The 17,940-nt window shown below is 66.0% G+C and carries 14 protein-coding genes; 9 read left to right on the top strand and 5 right to left on the bottom strand.

What is annotated here, in order from left to right; all coding sequences use genetic code 11:
- Positions 1 to 29: 29 nt before the first annotated feature.
- A complete protein-coding gene (locus tag C2I35_RS13090; protein ID WP_103763516.1) occupies positions 30 to 2,123 on the top strand; it encodes an ABC transporter ATP-binding protein in 2,094 nt (697 codons plus the stop codon).
- Between the two features lie 6 nt (positions 2,124 to 2,129).
- Here C2I35_RS13090 and C2I35_RS13085 read toward each other — a convergent pair whose 3' ends face one another.
- Positions 2,130 to 3,911, bottom strand: a complete 1,782-nt coding sequence (locus tag C2I35_RS13085) for an SLC13 family permease (RefSeq protein ID WP_103763515.1) — start codon at positions 3,909 to 3,911, stop codon at positions 2,130 to 2,132.
- A gap of 155 nt (positions 3,912 to 4,066) precedes the next feature.
- Positions 4,067 to 4,498: a large conductance mechanosensitive channel protein MscL gene (gene mscL, locus C2I35_RS13080; protein WP_103763514.1), complete on the bottom strand. Its 432-nt coding sequence runs from the start codon at positions 4,496 to 4,498 to the stop codon at positions 4,067 to 4,069.
- 175 nt (positions 4,499 to 4,673) lie between these two features.
- On the opposite strand from mscL, the gene C2I35_RS13075 reads away from it, so the two are divergent.
- Positions 4,674 to 6,731 (top strand): hydantoinase/oxoprolinase family protein, encoded by a 2,058-nt coding sequence (locus C2I35_RS13075; RefSeq protein WP_103763513.1) that lies wholly within the window; start codon positions 4,674 to 4,676, stop codon positions 6,729 to 6,731.
- Positions 6,728 to 8,461: a hydantoinase B/oxoprolinase family protein gene (locus C2I35_RS13070; RefSeq protein WP_103763512.1), complete on the top strand. Its 1,734-nt coding sequence runs from the start codon at positions 6,728 to 6,730 to the stop codon at positions 8,459 to 8,461. Before C2I35_RS13075 ends, C2I35_RS13070 begins: the two co-directional genes overlap by 4 nt.
- 19 nt (positions 8,462 to 8,480) lie before the next feature.
- On the opposite strand, the gene glmM is transcribed toward C2I35_RS13070, so the two are convergent.
- Positions 8,481 to 9,824 (bottom strand): phosphoglucosamine mutase, encoded by a 1,344-nt coding sequence (gene glmM / locus C2I35_RS13065; RefSeq protein ID WP_103763511.1) that lies wholly within the window; start codon positions 9,822 to 9,824, stop codon positions 8,481 to 8,483.
- Between the two features lie 207 nt (positions 9,825 to 10,031).
- On the opposite strand from glmM, the gene C2I35_RS13060 reads away from it, so the two are divergent.
- The gene (locus C2I35_RS13060) at positions 10,032 to 11,378 is read left to right on the top strand and encodes a UDP-glucose dehydrogenase family protein (RefSeq protein ID WP_103763510.1); all 1,347 of its coding nucleotides are present in this window, start codon (positions 10,032 to 10,034) and stop codon (positions 11,376 to 11,378) included.
- A gap of 1 nt (position 11,379) precedes the next feature.
- Here C2I35_RS13060 and C2I35_RS13055 read toward each other — a convergent pair whose 3' ends face one another.
- Positions 11,380 to 12,534, bottom strand: a complete 1,155-nt coding sequence (locus tag C2I35_RS13055) for an amidohydrolase (protein WP_103763509.1) — start codon at positions 12,532 to 12,534, stop codon at positions 11,380 to 11,382.
- Positions 12,531 to 13,766, bottom strand: coding sequence for a glycerate kinase type-2 family protein (locus tag C2I35_RS13050; RefSeq protein WP_103763681.1), 1,236 nt, complete (start codon positions 13,764 to 13,766; stop codon positions 12,531 to 12,533). The genes C2I35_RS13055 and C2I35_RS13050 overlap by 4 nt, the downstream gene beginning before the upstream one ends.
- Before the next feature lie 107 nt (positions 13,767 to 13,873).
- Here C2I35_RS13050 and crcB point away from each other — a divergent pair, with 107 nt between their 5' ends.
- The 5 genes from crcB (at position 13,874) to C2I35_RS13025 (ending at position 17,915) form a co-directional block, all read left to right on the top strand.
- Entirely contained in the window at positions 13,874 to 14,251 is a 378-nt protein-coding gene (gene crcB, locus C2I35_RS13045) for a fluoride efflux transporter CrcB (protein WP_103763508.1), read from the top strand.
- Positions 14,248 to 15,303, top strand: coding sequence for an RluA family pseudouridine synthase (locus C2I35_RS13040; protein ID WP_103763507.1), 1,056 nt, complete (start codon positions 14,248 to 14,250; stop codon positions 15,301 to 15,303). Before crcB ends, C2I35_RS13040 begins: the two co-directional genes overlap by 4 nt.
- A complete protein-coding gene (locus tag C2I35_RS13035; RefSeq protein WP_103763506.1) occupies positions 15,300 to 15,980 on the top strand; it encodes an HAD-IA family hydrolase in 681 nt (226 codons plus the stop codon). The genes C2I35_RS13040 and C2I35_RS13035 overlap by 4 nt, the downstream gene beginning before the upstream one ends.
- A complete protein-coding gene (locus C2I35_RS13030; protein WP_103763505.1) occupies positions 15,977 to 16,690 on the top strand; it encodes an ATP12 family chaperone protein in 714 nt (237 codons plus the stop codon). The genes C2I35_RS13035 and C2I35_RS13030 overlap by 4 nt, the downstream gene beginning before the upstream one ends.
- 205 nt (positions 16,691 to 16,895) lie before the next feature.
- Positions 16,896 to 17,915, top strand: coding sequence for an amino acid ABC transporter substrate-binding protein (locus C2I35_RS13025; RefSeq protein ID WP_103763504.1), 1,020 nt, complete (start codon positions 16,896 to 16,898; stop codon positions 17,913 to 17,915).
- The last annotated feature ends 25 nt before the right edge of the window (positions 17,916 to 17,940 follow it).

Genomic DNA, 17,940 nt, shown 5'->3' with positions numbered 1-17,940 from the left:
GGGACGGGATTTCGAGAGGGACATGAGAGATGTCGAAACTGCAAGCGCATGACGGACCCATTTTGGAGATCGACAGCCTGTCGATTTCCTTCTTCACGCGGCTGCGGGAAATTCCTGCGGTGATGGATTTCTCGGTCTCTGTGCAGCCGGGCGAGGCTGTGGGGCTGGTGGGCGAGAGCGGTTGCGGAAAGTCCACGGTCGCGCTGGGCGTGATGCAGGATCTGGGTGTGAACGGACGGATCGTGGGCGGCACGATCAAGTTCAAGGGGCGCGACCTGAGCCAGATGAGCGCCAAGGAGTTGCGCGATATTCGCGGCAACGAGATCGCGATGATCTACCAGGAGCCGATGGCCAGCCTGAATCCGGCGATGAAAATCGGCAAGCAGCTGATCGAGGTGCCGATGATCCACGAGGGAATCGGCGAGACGGAAGCGTGGCAGCGCGCGCTGGACGTGGTGCGGGACGTGAAACTGCCCGATCCAGAGCGCATCCTGAAATCCTTTCCGCACCAGTTGTCGGGCGGGCAGCAGCAGCGGATCGTGATCGCGATGGCGCTGATGTCCAAGCCGTCGCTGCTGATCCTCGACGAGCCGACGACGGCGCTGGATGTTACCGTGGAGGCCGCCGTGGTCGAGCTGGTGAAGGACCTCGGCAAGAAATACGGCACGTCGATGCTGTTCATCAGCCACAACCTAGGGCTGGTGCTGGAAACCTGCGACCGGATCTGCGTGATGTATTCCGGCGAAGCGGTGGAGACGGGCAGCATCCGGGACGTCTTCGACAAGATGCGGCATCCCTATACGCAGGCGCTGTTCCGGTCGATCCCGCTGCCCGGGGCGAACAAGAACGCGCGTCCGCTGGTGGCCATTCCGGGGAACTTTCCCCTGCCGCACGAGCGGCCGCAGGGGTGCAACTTCGGCCCGCGTTGCGATTATTTCAAGGAGGGGCGCTGCAACCGGGCGGAGGGCGTTCCGATGTCGCCCGTGCCGGGGGACGAGCGCCATGCGTCGCGCTGTCTGCGGTTCGAGGAGATCGACTGGACCGCGCCGGTGAAGGCCAGCGTGACGACCGAGGCGACCGAGAAGGGCGAGGTCGTGCTGAAAATGGACAAGCTCAAGAAATACTACGAGGTGGCGGCGAACGCGCTGTTCGGAACAGGCGGCGACACCAAGGTCGTGAAGGCGAACGAGACCCTGAGTTTCGAGGCACGGGAGAGCGAGACGCTGGCCATCGTGGGCGAGTCGGGCTGTGGGAAGTCGACCTTTGCCAAGGTACTTATGGGGCTGGAGACGGCGACGGACGGACAGATCCTGCTGGACAATCGCAATATCGAGCGCACGCGGATCGAGAGGCGGGACACCAAGACGGTGGCCGATATCCAGATGGTGTTTCAGAACCCGTTCGATACGCTGAACCCGTCGATGACCGTGGGGCGGCAGATCATCCGCGCGCTCGAAGTATTTGGCGTGGGCAAAAACGATGCCGAGCGGCGGGCGGAATTGATGCGACTGCTGGACCTTGTGAAACTGCCGCGTGAATTTGCAGACCGGATGCCCCGGCAGCTGTCCGGCGGGCAGAAGCAGCGCGTGGGGATTGCGCGGGCCTTTGCCGGGGGCGCGCGGATCGTGGTGGCGGACGAGCCGGTGTCGGCGCTGGATGTCAGCGTGCAGGCGGCGGTGACGGACCTGCTGATGGAGATACAGCGCGAGAAGAAGACGACGCTTCTGTTCATCAGCCACGACCTGAGCATCGTGCGCTACCTGAGCGACCGGGTGATGGTGATGTACCTGGGGCACGTGGTGGAACTGGGCACGACCGAGCAGGTCTTTGCGCCGCCCTATCATCCCTACACCGAGGCGTTGCTGTCGGCTGTGCCGATTGCCGATACCAGCGTCGAGAAGACGCATATCGTGCTGGAAGGCGACGTGCCGTCGGCGATGAATCCGCCCTCGGGCTGTCCGTTCCAGACGCGGTGCCGGTGGAAATCCCAGGTGCCGGCGGGTCTGTGCGAGGTCGAGGTGCCGCCGATGCGAACGCTGGATGACGGTCACCAGCTAAAATGTCATCTGGCCGAGGTGAAGCTGGCCGAGATGGAGCCGGTGATCAAGGTCGCGGCGGAGTAGCCTGCTTCAGAGTGGGAAGAAAATGCTGATCGCGAAACTGGCCGTCAGGCCGACGATGATGTTCATCGGCACGCCGACCTTGAGAAAATCGGTGAATCGATAATTGCCCGCGCCGTAGACCAGCGTGTTGGTCTGGTACCCGATGGGCGTGGCGAAGCTGGCGCTGGCGGAGAACATGACGGCGACGACAAAGGCCCGGGGATCGACTCCCAGCTGGCTGGCCAGTGCCACGACGATGGGTGTGAAGATCACGGCGACGGCGTTGTTGGTCACCACCTCGGTCAGGATCGAGCCGACCGCGTAGATCGCCAGCAGGGTCAGGAAGGGTGGCATGCCCTCGAGCCAGGGCGTGAGCGCGGCAACGAGCAGTTCCACCGCGCCGGTATGGTCCAGCCCGGCGCCGACGATCAGCATGGCGAAGATCAGCACGAGGATCGAGCCGTCGATGGAGGACCACGCCTCGTCACTGTCGATGCAGCGCAGCACGAGGATGGCGGCGACGCCCACGAGGGCGAGGATGCCGATGGGCATGACCTCGAACGCGGCGAGGCCGACGATGCCCAGGAGCGCCAGGATCGCAACCGGGGCCTGCTTGCGGCGGAAGGCGCGCCCGCCCGGTTCGCTGACCGAGACGACATCGCCGGACTTGCGCAGCTCCTCGAAGCCTTCGGAGGTGCCTTCGAGCAGCAGCTTGTCGGCGGGACGCAGGCGCACGCCGGACAGATCGGCGCCGGCGATGTGCCCGGCACGGAACGCGCCCAGCACGCGCATTCCGGCCCGGCGTCCTAGCGCGAGGTCGGCGATGCGGACCCCGGTGCTGCGGCGCGAGGGGGTGACGATGGCCTCGGCCACGCGGATTTCGGCCTCGGGGTCAAGCTCGACCGAGCGGCGCAGGCCGACGCGAAGGCCGGGCGTTTCCGAAAAGGTCAGGATCTCGGAGGTGGGGGCGAGCAGGATGACGGCATCGCCACGGGCGATGACCTGATCGGGCAGGTCCCGGCGCACGATCTGGCTGCCCCGGCGCAGGCCGGTGACGCGGATGCTGTTGCGCTGGAAATCGGCGATCTCGGACAGGGGCATCCCGATCATGGGGGAGTCGGCCAGCACCGTGATCTCGGACAGAAAGGCGGTCTCGGAGGTCTCTGCCTCGTCCTTTGATCGGCGGTCGGGGAGCAGGAAGCGGCCCAGCAGCACCATCGCCGCACCGCCGACGATGGCGACGACAATGCCGACCGGGGCGATTTCGAAGATCGAGAACGGCTCCAGCCCGGCCTCTCGCGCGACGCCGTCGACCAGAAGGTTGGTCGAGGTGCCGATGAGCGTGCAGGTGCCGCCAAGTACGGCGGCATAGGAGAGCGGGATAAGCAGCCGCGTGGCGGCGATGTTGAGGCTGCTTGCCAGGCGCATGACCACGGGGATCAGCACCAGCACGACCGGCGTGTTGTTGATGAAGGCCGAGGCGGCGATGGTGGCAAAGATGAAGATGCCGATGGCCAGAAGTGGACGGTCCTTGGCCCGGCCGATCACCAGACCGGCGATGGCATCCAGCACGCCGGTGCGCACCAGAGCGCCGGAGACCACGAACATCGCGGCAATGGTGATGGGCGCGGAGCTGGAAAAGACGTCCATCACCTCGTCCGTGGGCACGAGGCCGAGGATGATGAAGAGCGCGGCGGCGCCGGCGGCGGTCACTTCGGGCGGGTATTTTTCAAGCGTGAAGGCGACGAAGAGAAGCGCGAGGATGACAAGCGCGATGACAGGGGCGTTGGCCCCGATGATGTCGTACATTTCCGCAACCTGGAACGAGATACTCTGCGGCGGAGCATAGGCCTGTTCGGTGCGATGACCAGAGGGATTCGCGCAGCGAGCGGCAGGGTGCCGAGCTGCGGCAGGCGAGCCCTTTTACAAGAGCCCGCCAGACGCTGTGTTGCGGTGGTGTGGCCTTAGCGGGCCTTCAGCGCGTCGCGGATTTCCACGAGCAGGTCGATCTCGTTGGGGCCGGGGGCCTCTTCGGGGGCTTCTTCCTTTTTCTTGAAGGCGGCGTCCTTCACCTTGTTCACGTAGCGCACCAGCATGAACACGACGAAGGCGATGATCAGGAAGTTGATCACGGCCATGACGAACGCGCCCCAGGCGAAGACGGCGGCACCGGCCTCGCGCGCGGCTTCCAGCGAGGCGCCTTCGGCCACGTCGCCCGAAAGGACGGTGTAGTTGTTGGTGAAGTCCAGCCCGCCGGTCACGAGCCCGATGATCGGATTGATTAGGTCGGCGACCATGGACGAGACGATGGCGGTGAAGGCCGCGCCGATGATGATGCCGACGGCCATATCCATGACATTGCCGCGGGCGATGAAGTCTTTGAATTCGCTTAGCATATCAGTGTCCTCTTTTCATAACGAGGCTGTTGCCGCCTCTGCCGGAATTTTCATTAGCACAGGTTATTTACAGAGTGTGACGATTTGTTTGGGGAAAGATGCGGGGTCTCTCCCCGAGATTGACTTTTACCGACCCCTCGCGGACGGTCGCTTTGGGTGCAGGCAAGGGACGACGATGACAAACCGGCAGAATGGCACGATCGTGGGGATCGACGTGGGCGGGACGTTCACCGACCTCGTGCAGCTTGATCCTGCCAGCGGCAAGGTGCGGTTGGCCAAGGTGCCGACCACGGTGGAGAACCAGGCCTTCGGCGTGATGGATGCGCTGGCGGCGGCCGAGGCCGAGCTGGCGGCGATCGACCTGATCGTGCATGGCACCACCACGACGACGAACGCGGTGCTGGAACGCAAGCTGAGCCGGACCGGGCTGATCACCACGCAAGGCTTTCGTGACGTGCTGGAACTGGGGCGGCGGACACGGCCGCAAGCCTATGGCATGACGGGGCAGTTCACCCCGATCATCCCGCGCGACCTGCGGATCGAGGTGCCCGAGCGGGTGGATGCCGCTGGAGACGTCGTCGTGCCGCTGGACGAGGATGCGGTGCGGACGGCGGCGGCGCGTTTGCTGGCCGAGGGGTGCGAGGCGGTGGTGGTGCATTTCCTGCATGCCTATGCCAACCCGGCGCATGAGCTTCGCGCCGGGGAGATCATCGCCGAGGTTTGGCCCAACGGGCACATCACCCTGGGCCATGCGATCTTGCAGGAAAGCCGGGAATACGAACGCGGCGTGACGGCGGCGGTGAATGCCAGCGTGCAGCCGATCCTCGACCGCTACCTGAAGCGTTTGACCGACAGCCTGTCGGAGGGCGGATACGACCGCGACGTTCTGGTGATGAACGGGAATGGCGGCATGGTGTCGGCGCGGCTGGTGGCGCGGGAGGCGGCGAAGACGGTGATGTCGGGGCCGGCCTCGGGCGTGATGGCGGCGGCTTATACGGGTCGGCAGGCCGGGTTGGTGAACCTTATCACCTATGACATGGGCGGCACCTCGACCGACGTGGCGCTGATCCGGGGGGCGGAGCCGCCGGTGTCGAACGAGATCGAGATCGAGTACGCGATGCCGATCCACGTGCCGATGGTGGATGTGCGCACGGTAGGGGCCGGCGGCGGGTCCATCGCGAAGGTGAACGCCGCTGGATTGGTGGATGTGGGGCCGGAGAGTGCCGGGGCCGACCCGGGGCCAATCTGCTACGGGCGGGGCGGGACACGGCCCACGATCTCGGACGCGAACCTGATCCTGGGGCGGCTGGATGCGGCCAGGCTGGCCAAGACCGGCGCGGTCGCGGCAGGCGACGTGGCGCAGGCTTTTGCCCGGGACCTGGCCGAGCCGCTGGGGCTGGACGTGACCGAGGCGGCGCTGGCGGTGATCCGGATGGCGAATACGAAGATGGCGGGGGCCATTCGCATGGTGTCGCTGTCGCTGGGGGCGGACCCCAGGGATTTTGCCCTGTTTGCCTTTGGTGGAGCGGGGCCGCTGCATGCTTGCGCGCTGGCGCGGGAGTTGGGCGTGCCGCGTGTGCTGGTGCCGGCCCGGCCGGGGATCACCAACGCGCTGGGCTGCGTGGTGGCCGACCTGCGGCACGACTTCGTGCAGACGGTGAACCGGCCCGTGCATGCGCTGGAGGCGGGCGAACTGGCGGCGGTCTTCGCCGGGCAGGCGGCGGCGGGCAAGGCGATGCTGGACCGCGAGCGCGTGGCGATGACCGGGGTGCGGCATGTCTATAGCGTGGACATGCAGTTTGCCGGGCAGACGCACCTGTTGCGCGTGCCGCTGGAGCGGCCGGACGTGATGCCGGAGGAGCTTCAGTCGTTGTTCGAGGATGTCTATTTTGCGCGCTTCAAGGTGCGGCTGCCCGAAATCCGGGCGCATGTGGTGAACGCGAATTGCTCTGTCATCGGAGAGCGGGCGCCGCTGGATTTGTCGGTGCTTGTCGACCCGGCGGGGCGGAAGGCGACGCTGGAAGAGGCCCGGCAGGGATCGCGGCGCGTGCGGTTCGAGGACGACTGGCACGAGACGCCGATCTATTGGCGCGATCACCTGCCTTTGGAATTCCGGCTGCAGGGGCCGGGCATCGTGGCGCAGATGGACACGACCGTGCTGATAGAGCCGGGCTGCGTGGCGGCGGGAGACGCGCATGGCAATATCCTGATCTCCGTGGGAGAGGCGCCATGACGATGGATCCGATCACGCTGTCGGTTATCCAGGCCGGGTTGCAGCAGGTCTGCGACGAGATGGACCTGGCGTTTTCACGGGCCGCGTTTTCGCCGGTGATCGCCGAGGCGAATGACCGTTCGGACGGGATATACGCCGCTGCCGATGGGGCGTTGATCGCGCAGGGGGCGGGTGGCCTGCCGGTGTTCGTCGGCACGATGCAATATTCCACGGCCACGCTGATCGAGATGATCGGGGATGGGCGCGTGGGCGCGCCGGAGCCTGGGGATATCTATATCGTCAACGATCCCTATCTGGGGGGCACGCATTTGATGGACGTGCGCTTTGCGCGGCCTTTCTATCGCGGGGATCGCCTGTTCTGCTGGCTGTCGAATACGGGGCATTGGCCTGACACCGGCGGTGCGGTGCCCGGAGGCTTTTCCGCCAGTGCCACGGCGGTGGAGCAGGAAGGGCTGCGCCTGCCGCCGGTGAAGCTGTTCAAGCGGGGGCAGATGGATGCGGAGATCTACAGCATCATCTGTTCCAACATCCGAGTGGCCGATCAGCGGATCGGCGATGTGCGGGCGCAGGCCGCGGCACTGGATCTGGGGGCCGAGCGGCTGGGCGCGCTGATGGATCGCTATGGCGATGACGTGGTCGAGGCGGCGATTGAAGCGTTGCGGGACCGCGCGGCGCAGCAGATGCGACGGTTCATCGGGGAGATTCCGGCGGGGGCGTATGAGGCCGTTGCGTGGATCGACAGCGATGGCGTTGTGGATGAGCCGCTGGCGATCCGCCTGAAGGTCACGCGGGAGGCCGAGCGGCTGGTGTTCGATTTCACCGGGTCGGCGCCGCCGTGCCTGGGGCCGATGAATTCGGTCCGAGCAACGACCCTGAGCTCGGTCTACCTGGCGATGCGGCATATCTTTCCCGACGTGCCGATCAGCGCGGGGGCGTTCGAGCCGCTGGAAGTGACGGGGATCGAGGGTACGTTCCTGGATGCGCAATATCCTCGCCCGGTGTCGGGATGCGCCGCAGAAGTGAGCCAGCGGATCGCGGAGGCGGTGTTCGCCGCATTGGTTCAGGCGCTGCCCGAGCGGGTGACGGCGGCACCGGCGGGAACAAGCGGAAACTTCGCGCTGGGCGGGCATGACCCGGCGAAGGGTCGGGATTTCGTGATGTATCAGTTGTCCGGCGGCGGTTATGGCGGCTGGGACGATGGTGACGGGATCAGCAATGGCTGTTCGACCATCGGGATTTCCAAGGCGCCGCCGGTGGAGATCATGGAGCAGGCCTTTCCGGTGCTCTACCACCGCTATGCGCTGCGCGAAGGGTCAGGCGGGGCGGGCCGAATGCGTGGCGGGTTCGGCCTTGATTACGAGGTGGAACTGCGGCGCGGTCAGGCCAAGGCGAGCTTTGTCATGGATCACGGGCGGTTCGGGCCTCAGGGCGCGATGGGCGGCGGCGACGGTGCGCCGAACGAGGTGACGGTGTGGCGGGGCGACGTGCCCTATACGCCGGTGCATTTGTCGAAGGAGCAGGGCATTCCGCTTGAGCCCGGCGACCGGGTGCGGGTGAAAACGCCGGGCGGCGGCGGGTACGGGGACCCGATGCAGCGGGAGCCGGCGCTGGTGGCCGCGGATGTGCGGCTGGGGCGGTACAGCGTCGAGGAGGCGGAGCGGCTCTTTGGCGTGGTCATCGAGGAGGGCGTGGTCGACAAAGTGGCGACGACGCAGCGGCGGTTGGGGTGAGGCTGGCCGCGCGATGCGTTCAGACCGTCGCCTGTTTCACCGCACCCACGACATCCTCCAGGACGGTGTCCAAAAGGGCGGGATCGACGGCCTCGCCCATGACGCGGATCAGGGGTTCGGTGCCGGATTTACGGATCAGAAGGCGGCCGTCGCTGCCCAGCTTCTTCTCGCCGTCGGCGATGGCCTGTTGCACCGCGTCGGCCTCGAGCGGGGTCTGGCCGGACTGGTAGCGGACATTGATCAGCTTTTGCGGGATGGGGGTGAAGACACGCGCCAGTTCGCTGGCCTTCTGGCCGGTTTCCACCATCGAGGCGAGGAACTGAAGCGCGCCAATCAGCCCGTCGCCGGTGGTGGCGTAATCCGTCATGACGATATGGCCGGACTGTTCGCCGCCCAGGTTGTGGCCGCTGGCGCGCATCTCTTCGACCACGTAGCGGTCGCCGACCTTGGTGCGCTTGAGCCCGATGCCCTTGGATTCAAGGTGCCGTTCCAGCCCAAGATTGGACATGACGGTGGCGACCAGCGCATCGCCCTTCAGCCGGCCTTCGGCGGCCCAGCGGGTGGCGATGAGGGCCATGATCTGGTCCCCGTCGGCGATATGCCCGGTTTCGTCGATCAGCACGACGCGGTCGGCGTCGCCGTCGAGGCAGATGCCGAGATCGGCGCGGGTTTCCAGAACCTTGCGCGCAGCGGCTTCGGGGTGGGTGGAGCCACATTCGAAATTGATGTTGGTGCCGTCGGGCTCGACCCCGAGAGAGATCACGTCGGCGCCCAGTTCCCACAGCACGGCGGGGGCGGTCTTGTAAGCCGCGCCGTTGGCGCAATCGACCACGATCCGCAGCCCTTCGAGCCGTCCGCGATAGGGGAAGGTGGTCTTGGCATACTCGACATAGCGGCCACGGGCGTCCTCGAACCGCTTGGCGCGGCCGATGTTTTCCGGCTTGGCAAGTCGTGCGCCGTCCTGCAGCAGTTTCTCGATCCCGGCTTCGGACTCATCCGACAGTTTGAAGCCATCGGGGCCGAAAAGCTTGATCCCGTTGTCGCTGGCCGGGTTGTGGCTGGCCGAGATCATCACGCCCACGTCAGCCCGAAGCGAGTGGGTCAGGTACCCCACGGCGGGTGTCGGCACAGGGCCGAGCAGGAAGACATCCATGCCGGTCGAGGCAAATCCGGCGGTCAGGGCGTATTCGATCATATAGCCCGACAGGCGCGTGTCCTTGCCGATCACCACGCGGTGTTCCTGGTTGTCGCGGCGGAAGTGACGGCCGGCGGCCGCGCCCAGCTTCAGCGCCAGTTCGGCGGTCATGGGCCAAGTATTGGCCTCTCCGCGGACACCGTCGGTTCCGAACAGTTTGTCAGCCATGCACCCGCACCTTTAGCCCCGTGACGTTTTTGTGACCATTCTCATACAAGCGCGGCTGCGCCCTGTCCAATGGTGCGCGCGGGCATGAGCCATTTGTGGCATAGAACGCATAGCCCCGCCGGCCCGTCGCAGATGCGCGTTGACGGACGGCGAACCGCGACCGCATAAGAAGGGCGGGGGCGACAGGCAGATCAGGGGCGAAACCCGATGAAGATTGCGATGATTGGAACCGGCTATGTCGGGCTTGTGTCCGGGGTGTGCTTCTCGGATTTCGGGCATGACGTCGTGTGCGTCGACAAGGACGCCGCCAAGGTCGAGAAGCTGAACCATGGCGAGGTGCCGATCTACGAGCCGGGGCTGGACGTTCTGATGCAGAAGAACGTCGAGGCCGGGCGGCTGACGTTCACGCAGGACCTGCCACAGGCGCTGGACGGTGCGGAGGCCGTATTCATCGCGGTGGGCACGCCCACGCGGCGCGGCGACGGGCATGCCGATCTGACCTACGTGATGGCCGCAGCGCAGGAAGTGGCGAAGCTGGCCAACGACTATATCGTGATCGTCACCAAGTCGACGGTGCCCGTGGGCACGAACCGGCAGGTGAAACAGGCGGTGCGCAAGGCGAATCCGGATCTGGAGTTCGACGTCGCCTCGAACCCTGAATTCCTGCGTGAGGGTGCGGCGATCGAGGATTTCATGAAGCCCGACCGCGTGGTCGTGGGCGTGCAGTCGCAGCGCGCGGCGGAGGTGATGGAGGATATTTATCGCCCGCTTTACCTGCGCGAGTTCCCGATCCTGATCACGGATCTGGAAAGCGCGGAGATGATAAAGTACGCGGCGAACGCCTTTCTGGCGACCAAGATCACTTTCATCAACGAGATCGCCGCGCTGTGCGAGCGCACCGGCGCAGACGTGAAGCAGGTCAGCCGGGGCATGGGCCTGGATGGGCGGATCGGCAACAAGTTCCTGCATGCCGGGCCGGGCTATGGCGGCAGCTGCTTTCCCAAGGACACGCGGGCATTGGCCCGGACCGGGCAGGAATATGGCGTGCCGCTGCACATCACCGAGGCGGTGATTTCCGTAAACGAAGAGATGAAGCGGCGGATGATCGACAAGCTTCTGGACCTCTGCGAGGGCAGCTTCAACGGCAAGATCATCGCGGTGCTGGGGGCGACATTCAAACCCAACACGGATGACATGCGCGAGGCGCCGTCGCTGACCATCGTGCCGGCGTTGGTGGGCGGGGGGGCCAAGGTGCGCATCTGCGACCCGCAGGGCGAGCGGGAAGGGCATGAACGGCTACCGGGCGTGCAATGGTCCGAGAACCCCTACAAGGCGGTGGGCAATGCAGACCTGGTGGTGATCCTGACGGAATGGAACGAGTTCCGGGCGCTGGACCTGAAGCGGATCGCGCGGCGGATGAACGTCGCCCGGATGGCCGATCTGCGCAACATCTACTCGGTCAAGGACGCGAAACGCGCCGGGTTCATCGCCTATGACAGCGTCGGCCGCACCGCGTTCGAGCGCAGACCCGAAGCGGAAGAAGCGGCAGAGTAGGTCAGCCGGCCAGTTCGGCCCGTGCAACGGCAACCCAGAAAGCTGCGCCGTGGGCCAGCGTGTCATCGTTGAAGTCATAGTCCGCCGAATGCAGGGGGCGGGCGTGCGGCCCTTCGGTGCCGTTGCCCATCAGCACGAAACATCCCGGGCGTGTTGCGGCCATTTCGGCAAAATCCTCGGAGAAGAGTTTCGGCGGGCAGGCCGCATCCATCGGTGCGCCGATGGCTTGCGCGGCGGCGGTGGCCGTGGTGACGGGTTCGGGCGCGTTGATCGTGGGGCGGAAGATCGTGTCGTAGGTCACATGGCCGGTGACGTCATGGGCAGTGCAGATGCCGGCCACGATTCGGCGTATGGCGGCCTCGATTTGGGCGTTGACCTCGGGCGTGAGCGCCCGGGCGTCGCCGGTGAGGGTGGCGCGTCCGGGCAGGACGTTCCGCTTGCCGTCGGTTTCGAAGCCGGTGACCGATACGACACCGTTCTGTGCTGGGTCGAGCTTGCGCGAGACGATGGTTTGCAGCGCGCCGACGAGCTCGGCACCGATGGTGATGGCATCGGCGCCCATGTGGGGCAGGGCAGCGTGGCCGCCGCGCGCCTCGATGATGATCTCGAAAAGCGCTTCGCTGGCGGTGATCGGGCCCGTGCGGGTGGCGAACTGGCCCACGGGCATGCCAGGGATGTTGTGCATGCCGTAGACGGCCTCGACGTCAAAGCGGTCGAAAACACCTTCGGCGATCATGGCAGCGGCACCTTGACCGTGTTCTTCGTTCGGCTGGAAGAGGAAGACGATGCGCCCCGAGAGGTCGTCGGCTTCGGCCAGCGCCTTTGCCGCGCCAAGGGCCATTGTGGTGTGGCCGTCATGGCCGCAGGCGTGCATCTGGCCGGGAACCTCGGAACGGTAAGCGACGTCGGTCTGCTCGGTGATCGGCAGCGCGTCCATGTCGGCGCGGATGGCGATGGTGCGGGTGCCGTTGCCTTTCTGAAGGATGCCGACGACGCCGGACTGGCCGATGCCGGAGTGAACCTCCAGCCCGAAGCCGCGCAGCAGGTCGGCGACGCGGGCACTGGTGCGGGGCAGGTCGAAGCCCAGTTCCGGCATCCGGTGAAAGGCATGGCGCCATTCGGTCATTTGCGCCGAGAGGTCGGGCGGCAGCGTCATGGTTTTGGCATGACGAGAATCGCGCGGAAGTCGTTGACGTTGGTGAGCGTGGGGCCGGTCACGACCTGGTCGCCGATGCGCCCGAAGAAGCCGTGCGCGTCGTTGATGGCGAGCGCGTCGGCGGCGTCGGGGGCCTTGGAGAGTGTGTCGGGTGAGACGACCGCACCGGCGACCTCTGCCGCGCCGTCGACGCCGTCGGTGTCGCAGGCCAGCGCGTGGATGCCGGGGGCGCCATCGAGGGCGACGGCGAGAGCGAGACAATATTCCGCGTTAGGCCCGCCGATGCCGTTGCCGCGTCGGGTGACGGTAAGTTCGCCGCCCGAGAGCAGGAGGACAGGTTTGTCGCCCTGTGCCTTACGCGCGAGGTCGGCATGTTCGGCGGCGACGTCGCGGGCCTCGCCTTCGATTGCGTCGCCGAGGATTTGCACCTCGATCCCTTCCGCTTCCGCCATCTCGGCGGCGGCGGCGAGCGATTGCGAGGGCGCGGCGTAAATCACGTTTTCCACGGTCGACAGGCGCGGATCGTCGGGGGGCAGGGGATTTCCGCCCGCGCTCAGGTAGTCGGTGATGGAAGGCGACGGCGTGACGTTCCAGCGGTCTAAGGCCTCCAAGGCGCGAGCCGGGGTGCCGGTGTCGCCGACGGTTGGGCCGCTGGCGATGTCGCTCGGGTTGTCGCCGGGCACGTCGGAGATCAGAAGCGCGACCATTTTGGCGGGGTGGGCGGCGGCGGCGAGCTTGCCGCCCTTGACCGCCGAGATCTGCTTGCGGATGCCGTTGATGGCGCCGATGGGCGCGCCGGAGGCCAGCAGCGCGTCGGTCAGCGCCTGTTTTTCGTTGAGCGTGATCCCCTCGGCGGGCGCACAGAGGAGCGCGGAGCCGCCGCCGGAGATAAGCGCCAGAACGGTGTCTCCTTCGCCGCAGGTGTCCAGCAGGGCCAGCATCCGACGGGTGGCGTCGACCCCGGCCTGATCCGGGACGGGATGCGCGGCCTCGACAATCTCGATGCCTTCGCAGGGACGGGCATAGCCGTAGCGGGTGATCACCAGCCCCTCGCAGGGACCATAGGCGGCCTCGACCGCCTCGGCCATGCGGGCGCTGGCCTTGCCGGCGCCGATCACCACGAGGCGCCCCTCGGGGCGGGGTGGAAGGTGCGCGGCGAGGCTTTGCATCGGGTCGGCCACTTCCACGGCACGGTCGAACAGGCGGCGCAGGAAGCTGTCGGGGTCTTGCATCGGGGGCTCCGGGTCTTTGGTTGACGCAGCGTAGCGTTGTTCACGGCGCATGCAAGCCAAGCCTGCCCAGCTTGACAAAACCGGGGGCAGAGGCGACAGACGCGGCCATGTGGATGACCTTTCTTCAGGTGGGCCTTGGCGGCGCCATGGGCTCGATGCTGCGCTTCGGTGTGGGGCAGGCGGTGGCGCGTCACGTCGCTGGCGGGTTCCCGTTGGGCGTGCTGCCGGTAAACGTCTTGGGGTCGTTCCTGATGGGGATGGTGGTGGTCTACACGTTCCACAAGGACATCACGCATTTGAACCCGTTCCTGATGGCGGGCGTGCTGGGCGGGTTCACGACCTTCTCGGCCTTTTCGCTGGAGGCGTTCACACTTTACGAGCGCGGCGCGGTGGGGACGGCGGCACTTTACGTGATCCTGTCGGTGGCGCTGTCGATCCTCGGACTGGCACTGGGCGTCTGGCTGGCGCGGGGGATCTGGGCATGAGCGGTGTGCAGACATTGACGGTGGAGGCCGGCGAGGGCGACCAGCGGCTGGATCGTTGGCTGCGGCGGCGATTTCCGCATGTGGCGCAAGGCCGGATCGAGAAGATGTGCCGCAAGGGCGAGCTGCGCGTCGATGGCGGGCGGGTGAAGGCAAACACGCGTCTGAAAGAGGGCCAGCAGGTGCGCGTGCCGCCCCTGCCGGAGCCGGGCGAGGTGGAAAGCGTGCCGGTGGAGAAACAGAAGTCCAAGGTTTCGGACGCCGACGCGAAAATGATGCGGGACGCGGTGATCTATCGCGACGATCATATCATCGCGCTGAACAAGCCGCCGGGCCTGCCGGTGCAGGGGGGCAGCAAGCTGACCCGGCACGTGGACGGGCTGGCCGATGCGCTGCGGTTCGGAATGGATGAAGCGCCGCGGCTGGTGCACCGGCTGGACAAGGATACATCCGGTGTCCTGATCCTGGCGCGCACGCGGGCGATGGCAGCGGCGATGACCCAGGCGATCCGGCACCGCGAGACGCGCAAGATCTACTGGGCCGTGGTGGCCGGTGTGCCGACGCCGTATTTGGGCGAGGTCAAATACGGGCTGGTCAAGGCCGGGGGGCATGGATCGCGCGGCGAGGGCGAGAAGATGGTCTGCATCCATCCCGGCGAGGTGGACCACACCAAGGGCGCCAAGCGGGCGATCACGCAATACGCGACGCTCTACCGGGTGGCCAGCCGGGCCGCGTGGGTGGCGATGGAGCCCATCACAGGGCGCACGCATCAGTTGCGGGCGCATATGGCCGAGATCGGCCACCCCATCGTGGGCGATGGCAAATATGGCGGCTCGAGCCAGGAGAACCTTGGCGACGGCTGGGGGGCAAAGCTGGGCGGGATCATTTCGAACAAGCTGCACCTGCATGCGCGGACCATGGCGTTCGAGCATCCGGTGACGAAAAAGCCGGTGGTAATCGACGCGGAGCTGCCAGAGCACATGGCAAATACGTTCGAGACGCTGGGCTGGACGCCGGACCTGGCCGCCGAGGACCCGTTCGAGGCGCTGCGATGAGCGCGCTGCGGCTGGTGATCTTCGACGTGGACGGCACGCTGGTCGACAGCCAGGCGGATATAGTCGCGGCGATGAGCCATGCCTTTGCGAGGGCCGAGCGAGAGGCACCGACGCGCGAGGCGATCCTGTCGATTGTCGGGCTGTCGCTGGACCGGGCCATCGCGTTGCTGGCGCCGGACCTGGAGGCCGGGATGCAGGATCGCATGGTGGAATGGTACAAGGACGCTTATGTTGCCTTGCGGGCCGAGATCGGTGCAGCGCAATCCTCGCCGCTTTATCCCGGGGCGCGGGAGGTGCTGGAGGCGCTTAACGCGCAACCCGAGACGCTGCTGGGCGTGGCGACGGGCAAGTCGCGCCGGGGGTTGGACAAGTTGCTGGAAGGGCATGGGCTCGAGCGGATGTTCATCACCCAGCAGGTCAGCGACCACCACCCGTCAAAACCGCATCCGTCGATGATTCGCGCGGCCCTGTCCGAGACCGGGCTGGAGCCGCACCAGGCGGTTATGATCGGCGACACCAGTTTCGACATGGAGATGGCCGCGGCGGCGGGCGTCGCGGGCATTGGCGTCGGCTGGGGCTATCACCCGCGCGAGTCGCTGGGCGCGGCGCGGCACGTGATCGAACGTTTCGAGGACCTGCCGCCCCTGTTGCAGCAAATATGGGAGGCCGCAGCATGAGCGAGTGGAAGGCCAAGCGGTTCTGGAAAGAGGCTACCGTCGTGGAGGAAGCGGGCGGGTTCGGCATCCGGCTGGATGGCCGGGCGGTCAAGACGCCGGCCAAGGCGGCGATGATCGTGCCGACGCGCCCACTGGCCGAGGCGATCGCGGTGGAGTGGGACGCGCAGGAGGACCTGATCCAACCGGGCACGATGCCGGTGACACGGTCGGCCAATGCGGCCATCGACAAGGTGCGGCACCAGCATGCCGAAGTGGCGGAGATGCTGGCCGGTTACGGCGATACGGACCTTCTGTGCTATCGCGCCGACAGCCCCGACAGCCTTGTGCGGCGCCAGGCCGAGGTGTGGGACCCGCTGCTGGACTGGGCGGAAACGCGGTACGGGGCGCGGCTGGTGCCGGTGGCGGGCGTGATGCACCGTCCGCAGGATGCCCGGTCACTGGCGCTTTTTTCAGCACATGTGCACGCGATGGACAATTTTGCCCTCACTGCCTTTCACGATCTCGTGGGCTTGTCGGGCTCTCTGGTGATCGGGCTTGCCGCGCTTCAGGACGCCCGACCGGTAGAGGACCTGTGGGAGATTTCGCGCCTCGACGAGCGCTGGCAGGAAGAACAATGGGGCATTGACGAGGAGGCCCGCGCGGTCGAGGCCGTCAAACGCGCCGAATTCCTGCATGCCAAGCGCTTCCACGATCTGGCGCAACGCGGCTAGACCGGGTCTTGGACGATGGTTTCCCAAACGGAAACATCGGCCTGATACCATCGTTTTTCGTGACACGGGTCTTGACGTTCAGGAATGAATCCACTCACACTTATGCACACTGACGTGGGGGGACCCCCTTTCACAGTATCGCTCCGGTCCTGTTGGACCGACCAAACCGCCCTAGATCGGGCGGATACATCAGGAAGAGGTAAACATGAAAAAATCCGTATTTCTAGGCGCGCTGACAGTGGCCGGCCTTACGGCTGGCGCAGCTGCAGCCGCGACGCTTGACGACGTCAAGGCACGCGGCACGCTGAACTGTGGCGTGACCACCGGGCTGGTCGGCTTTGCCGCCCCGGATTCCAACGGGAACTGGGATGGCTTTGACGTCGGCGTTTGCCGTGCTGTCGCCGCCGCCGTGCTGGGTGATCCGCAAGCCGTCGAATTCGTGCCCACCACCGGCAAGACGCGTTTCACCGCGCTGGCCTCGGGCGAGATCGACATGCTGGCACGGAACACCACCTGGACCTTTTCGCGCGATGTCGACCTGAAGTTCGAATTTGTCGGCGTCAACTATTACGACGGTCAGGGCTTCATGGTTCCCAAGGAACTGGGCGTTTCGTCGGCCAAGGATCTGGACGGCGCGACCGTCTGCATCCAGACTGGCACCACGACCGAGCTGAACCTGGCGGATTATTTCCGCAAGAACAGCATGAACTACGAGCCGGTTCCGATCGAAACCAACGCCGAAGCGCAGCAGCAGTATCTGGCTGGCGCATGTGACGTCTACACCACCGACGCCTCGGGCCTGGCCGCAACGCGCGCCGCATTCGAAGATCCGTCGGCGCACGTCCTGCTGCCCGAGATCGTCTCGAAAGAACCGCTGGGCCCGCTGGTCCGTCACGGTGACAACGAGTGGGGTGACGTGGTTCGCTGGACCCTCAACGCGCTGATCGCAGCCGAAGAGCTGGGTGTCACGAGCGCCAATATCGCCGACATGGCCTCGGCCGCCGGTGACAGCCCGGAGATCAACCGCCTGCTCGGCACCGAGGGCAACCTTGGCGAGATGCTGGGCCTCGAGGCCGACTGGGCCGTGAAGGCCATCTCGGCTGGCGGCAACTACGGTGAGCTCTTTGAGAAGAACATCGGTGAGACCACGCCGATCGGTCTGGCGCGCGGCCTGAACGCGCAGTGGACCGATGGTGGCCTGCTCTACTCGCCGCCGTTCCGCTAAGAGACAAAGTCGAAGGGCGCGGATC

The sequence above is a fragment of the Roseovarius confluentis genome (assembly GCF_002917925.1).
Taxonomy (GTDB): domain Bacteria; phylum Pseudomonadota; class Alphaproteobacteria; order Rhodobacterales; family Rhodobacteraceae; genus Roseovarius; species Roseovarius confluentis.
Note: the sequence above shows the minus strand (reverse complement) of the source record. Positions and strands in the feature narration are given on the sequence as shown.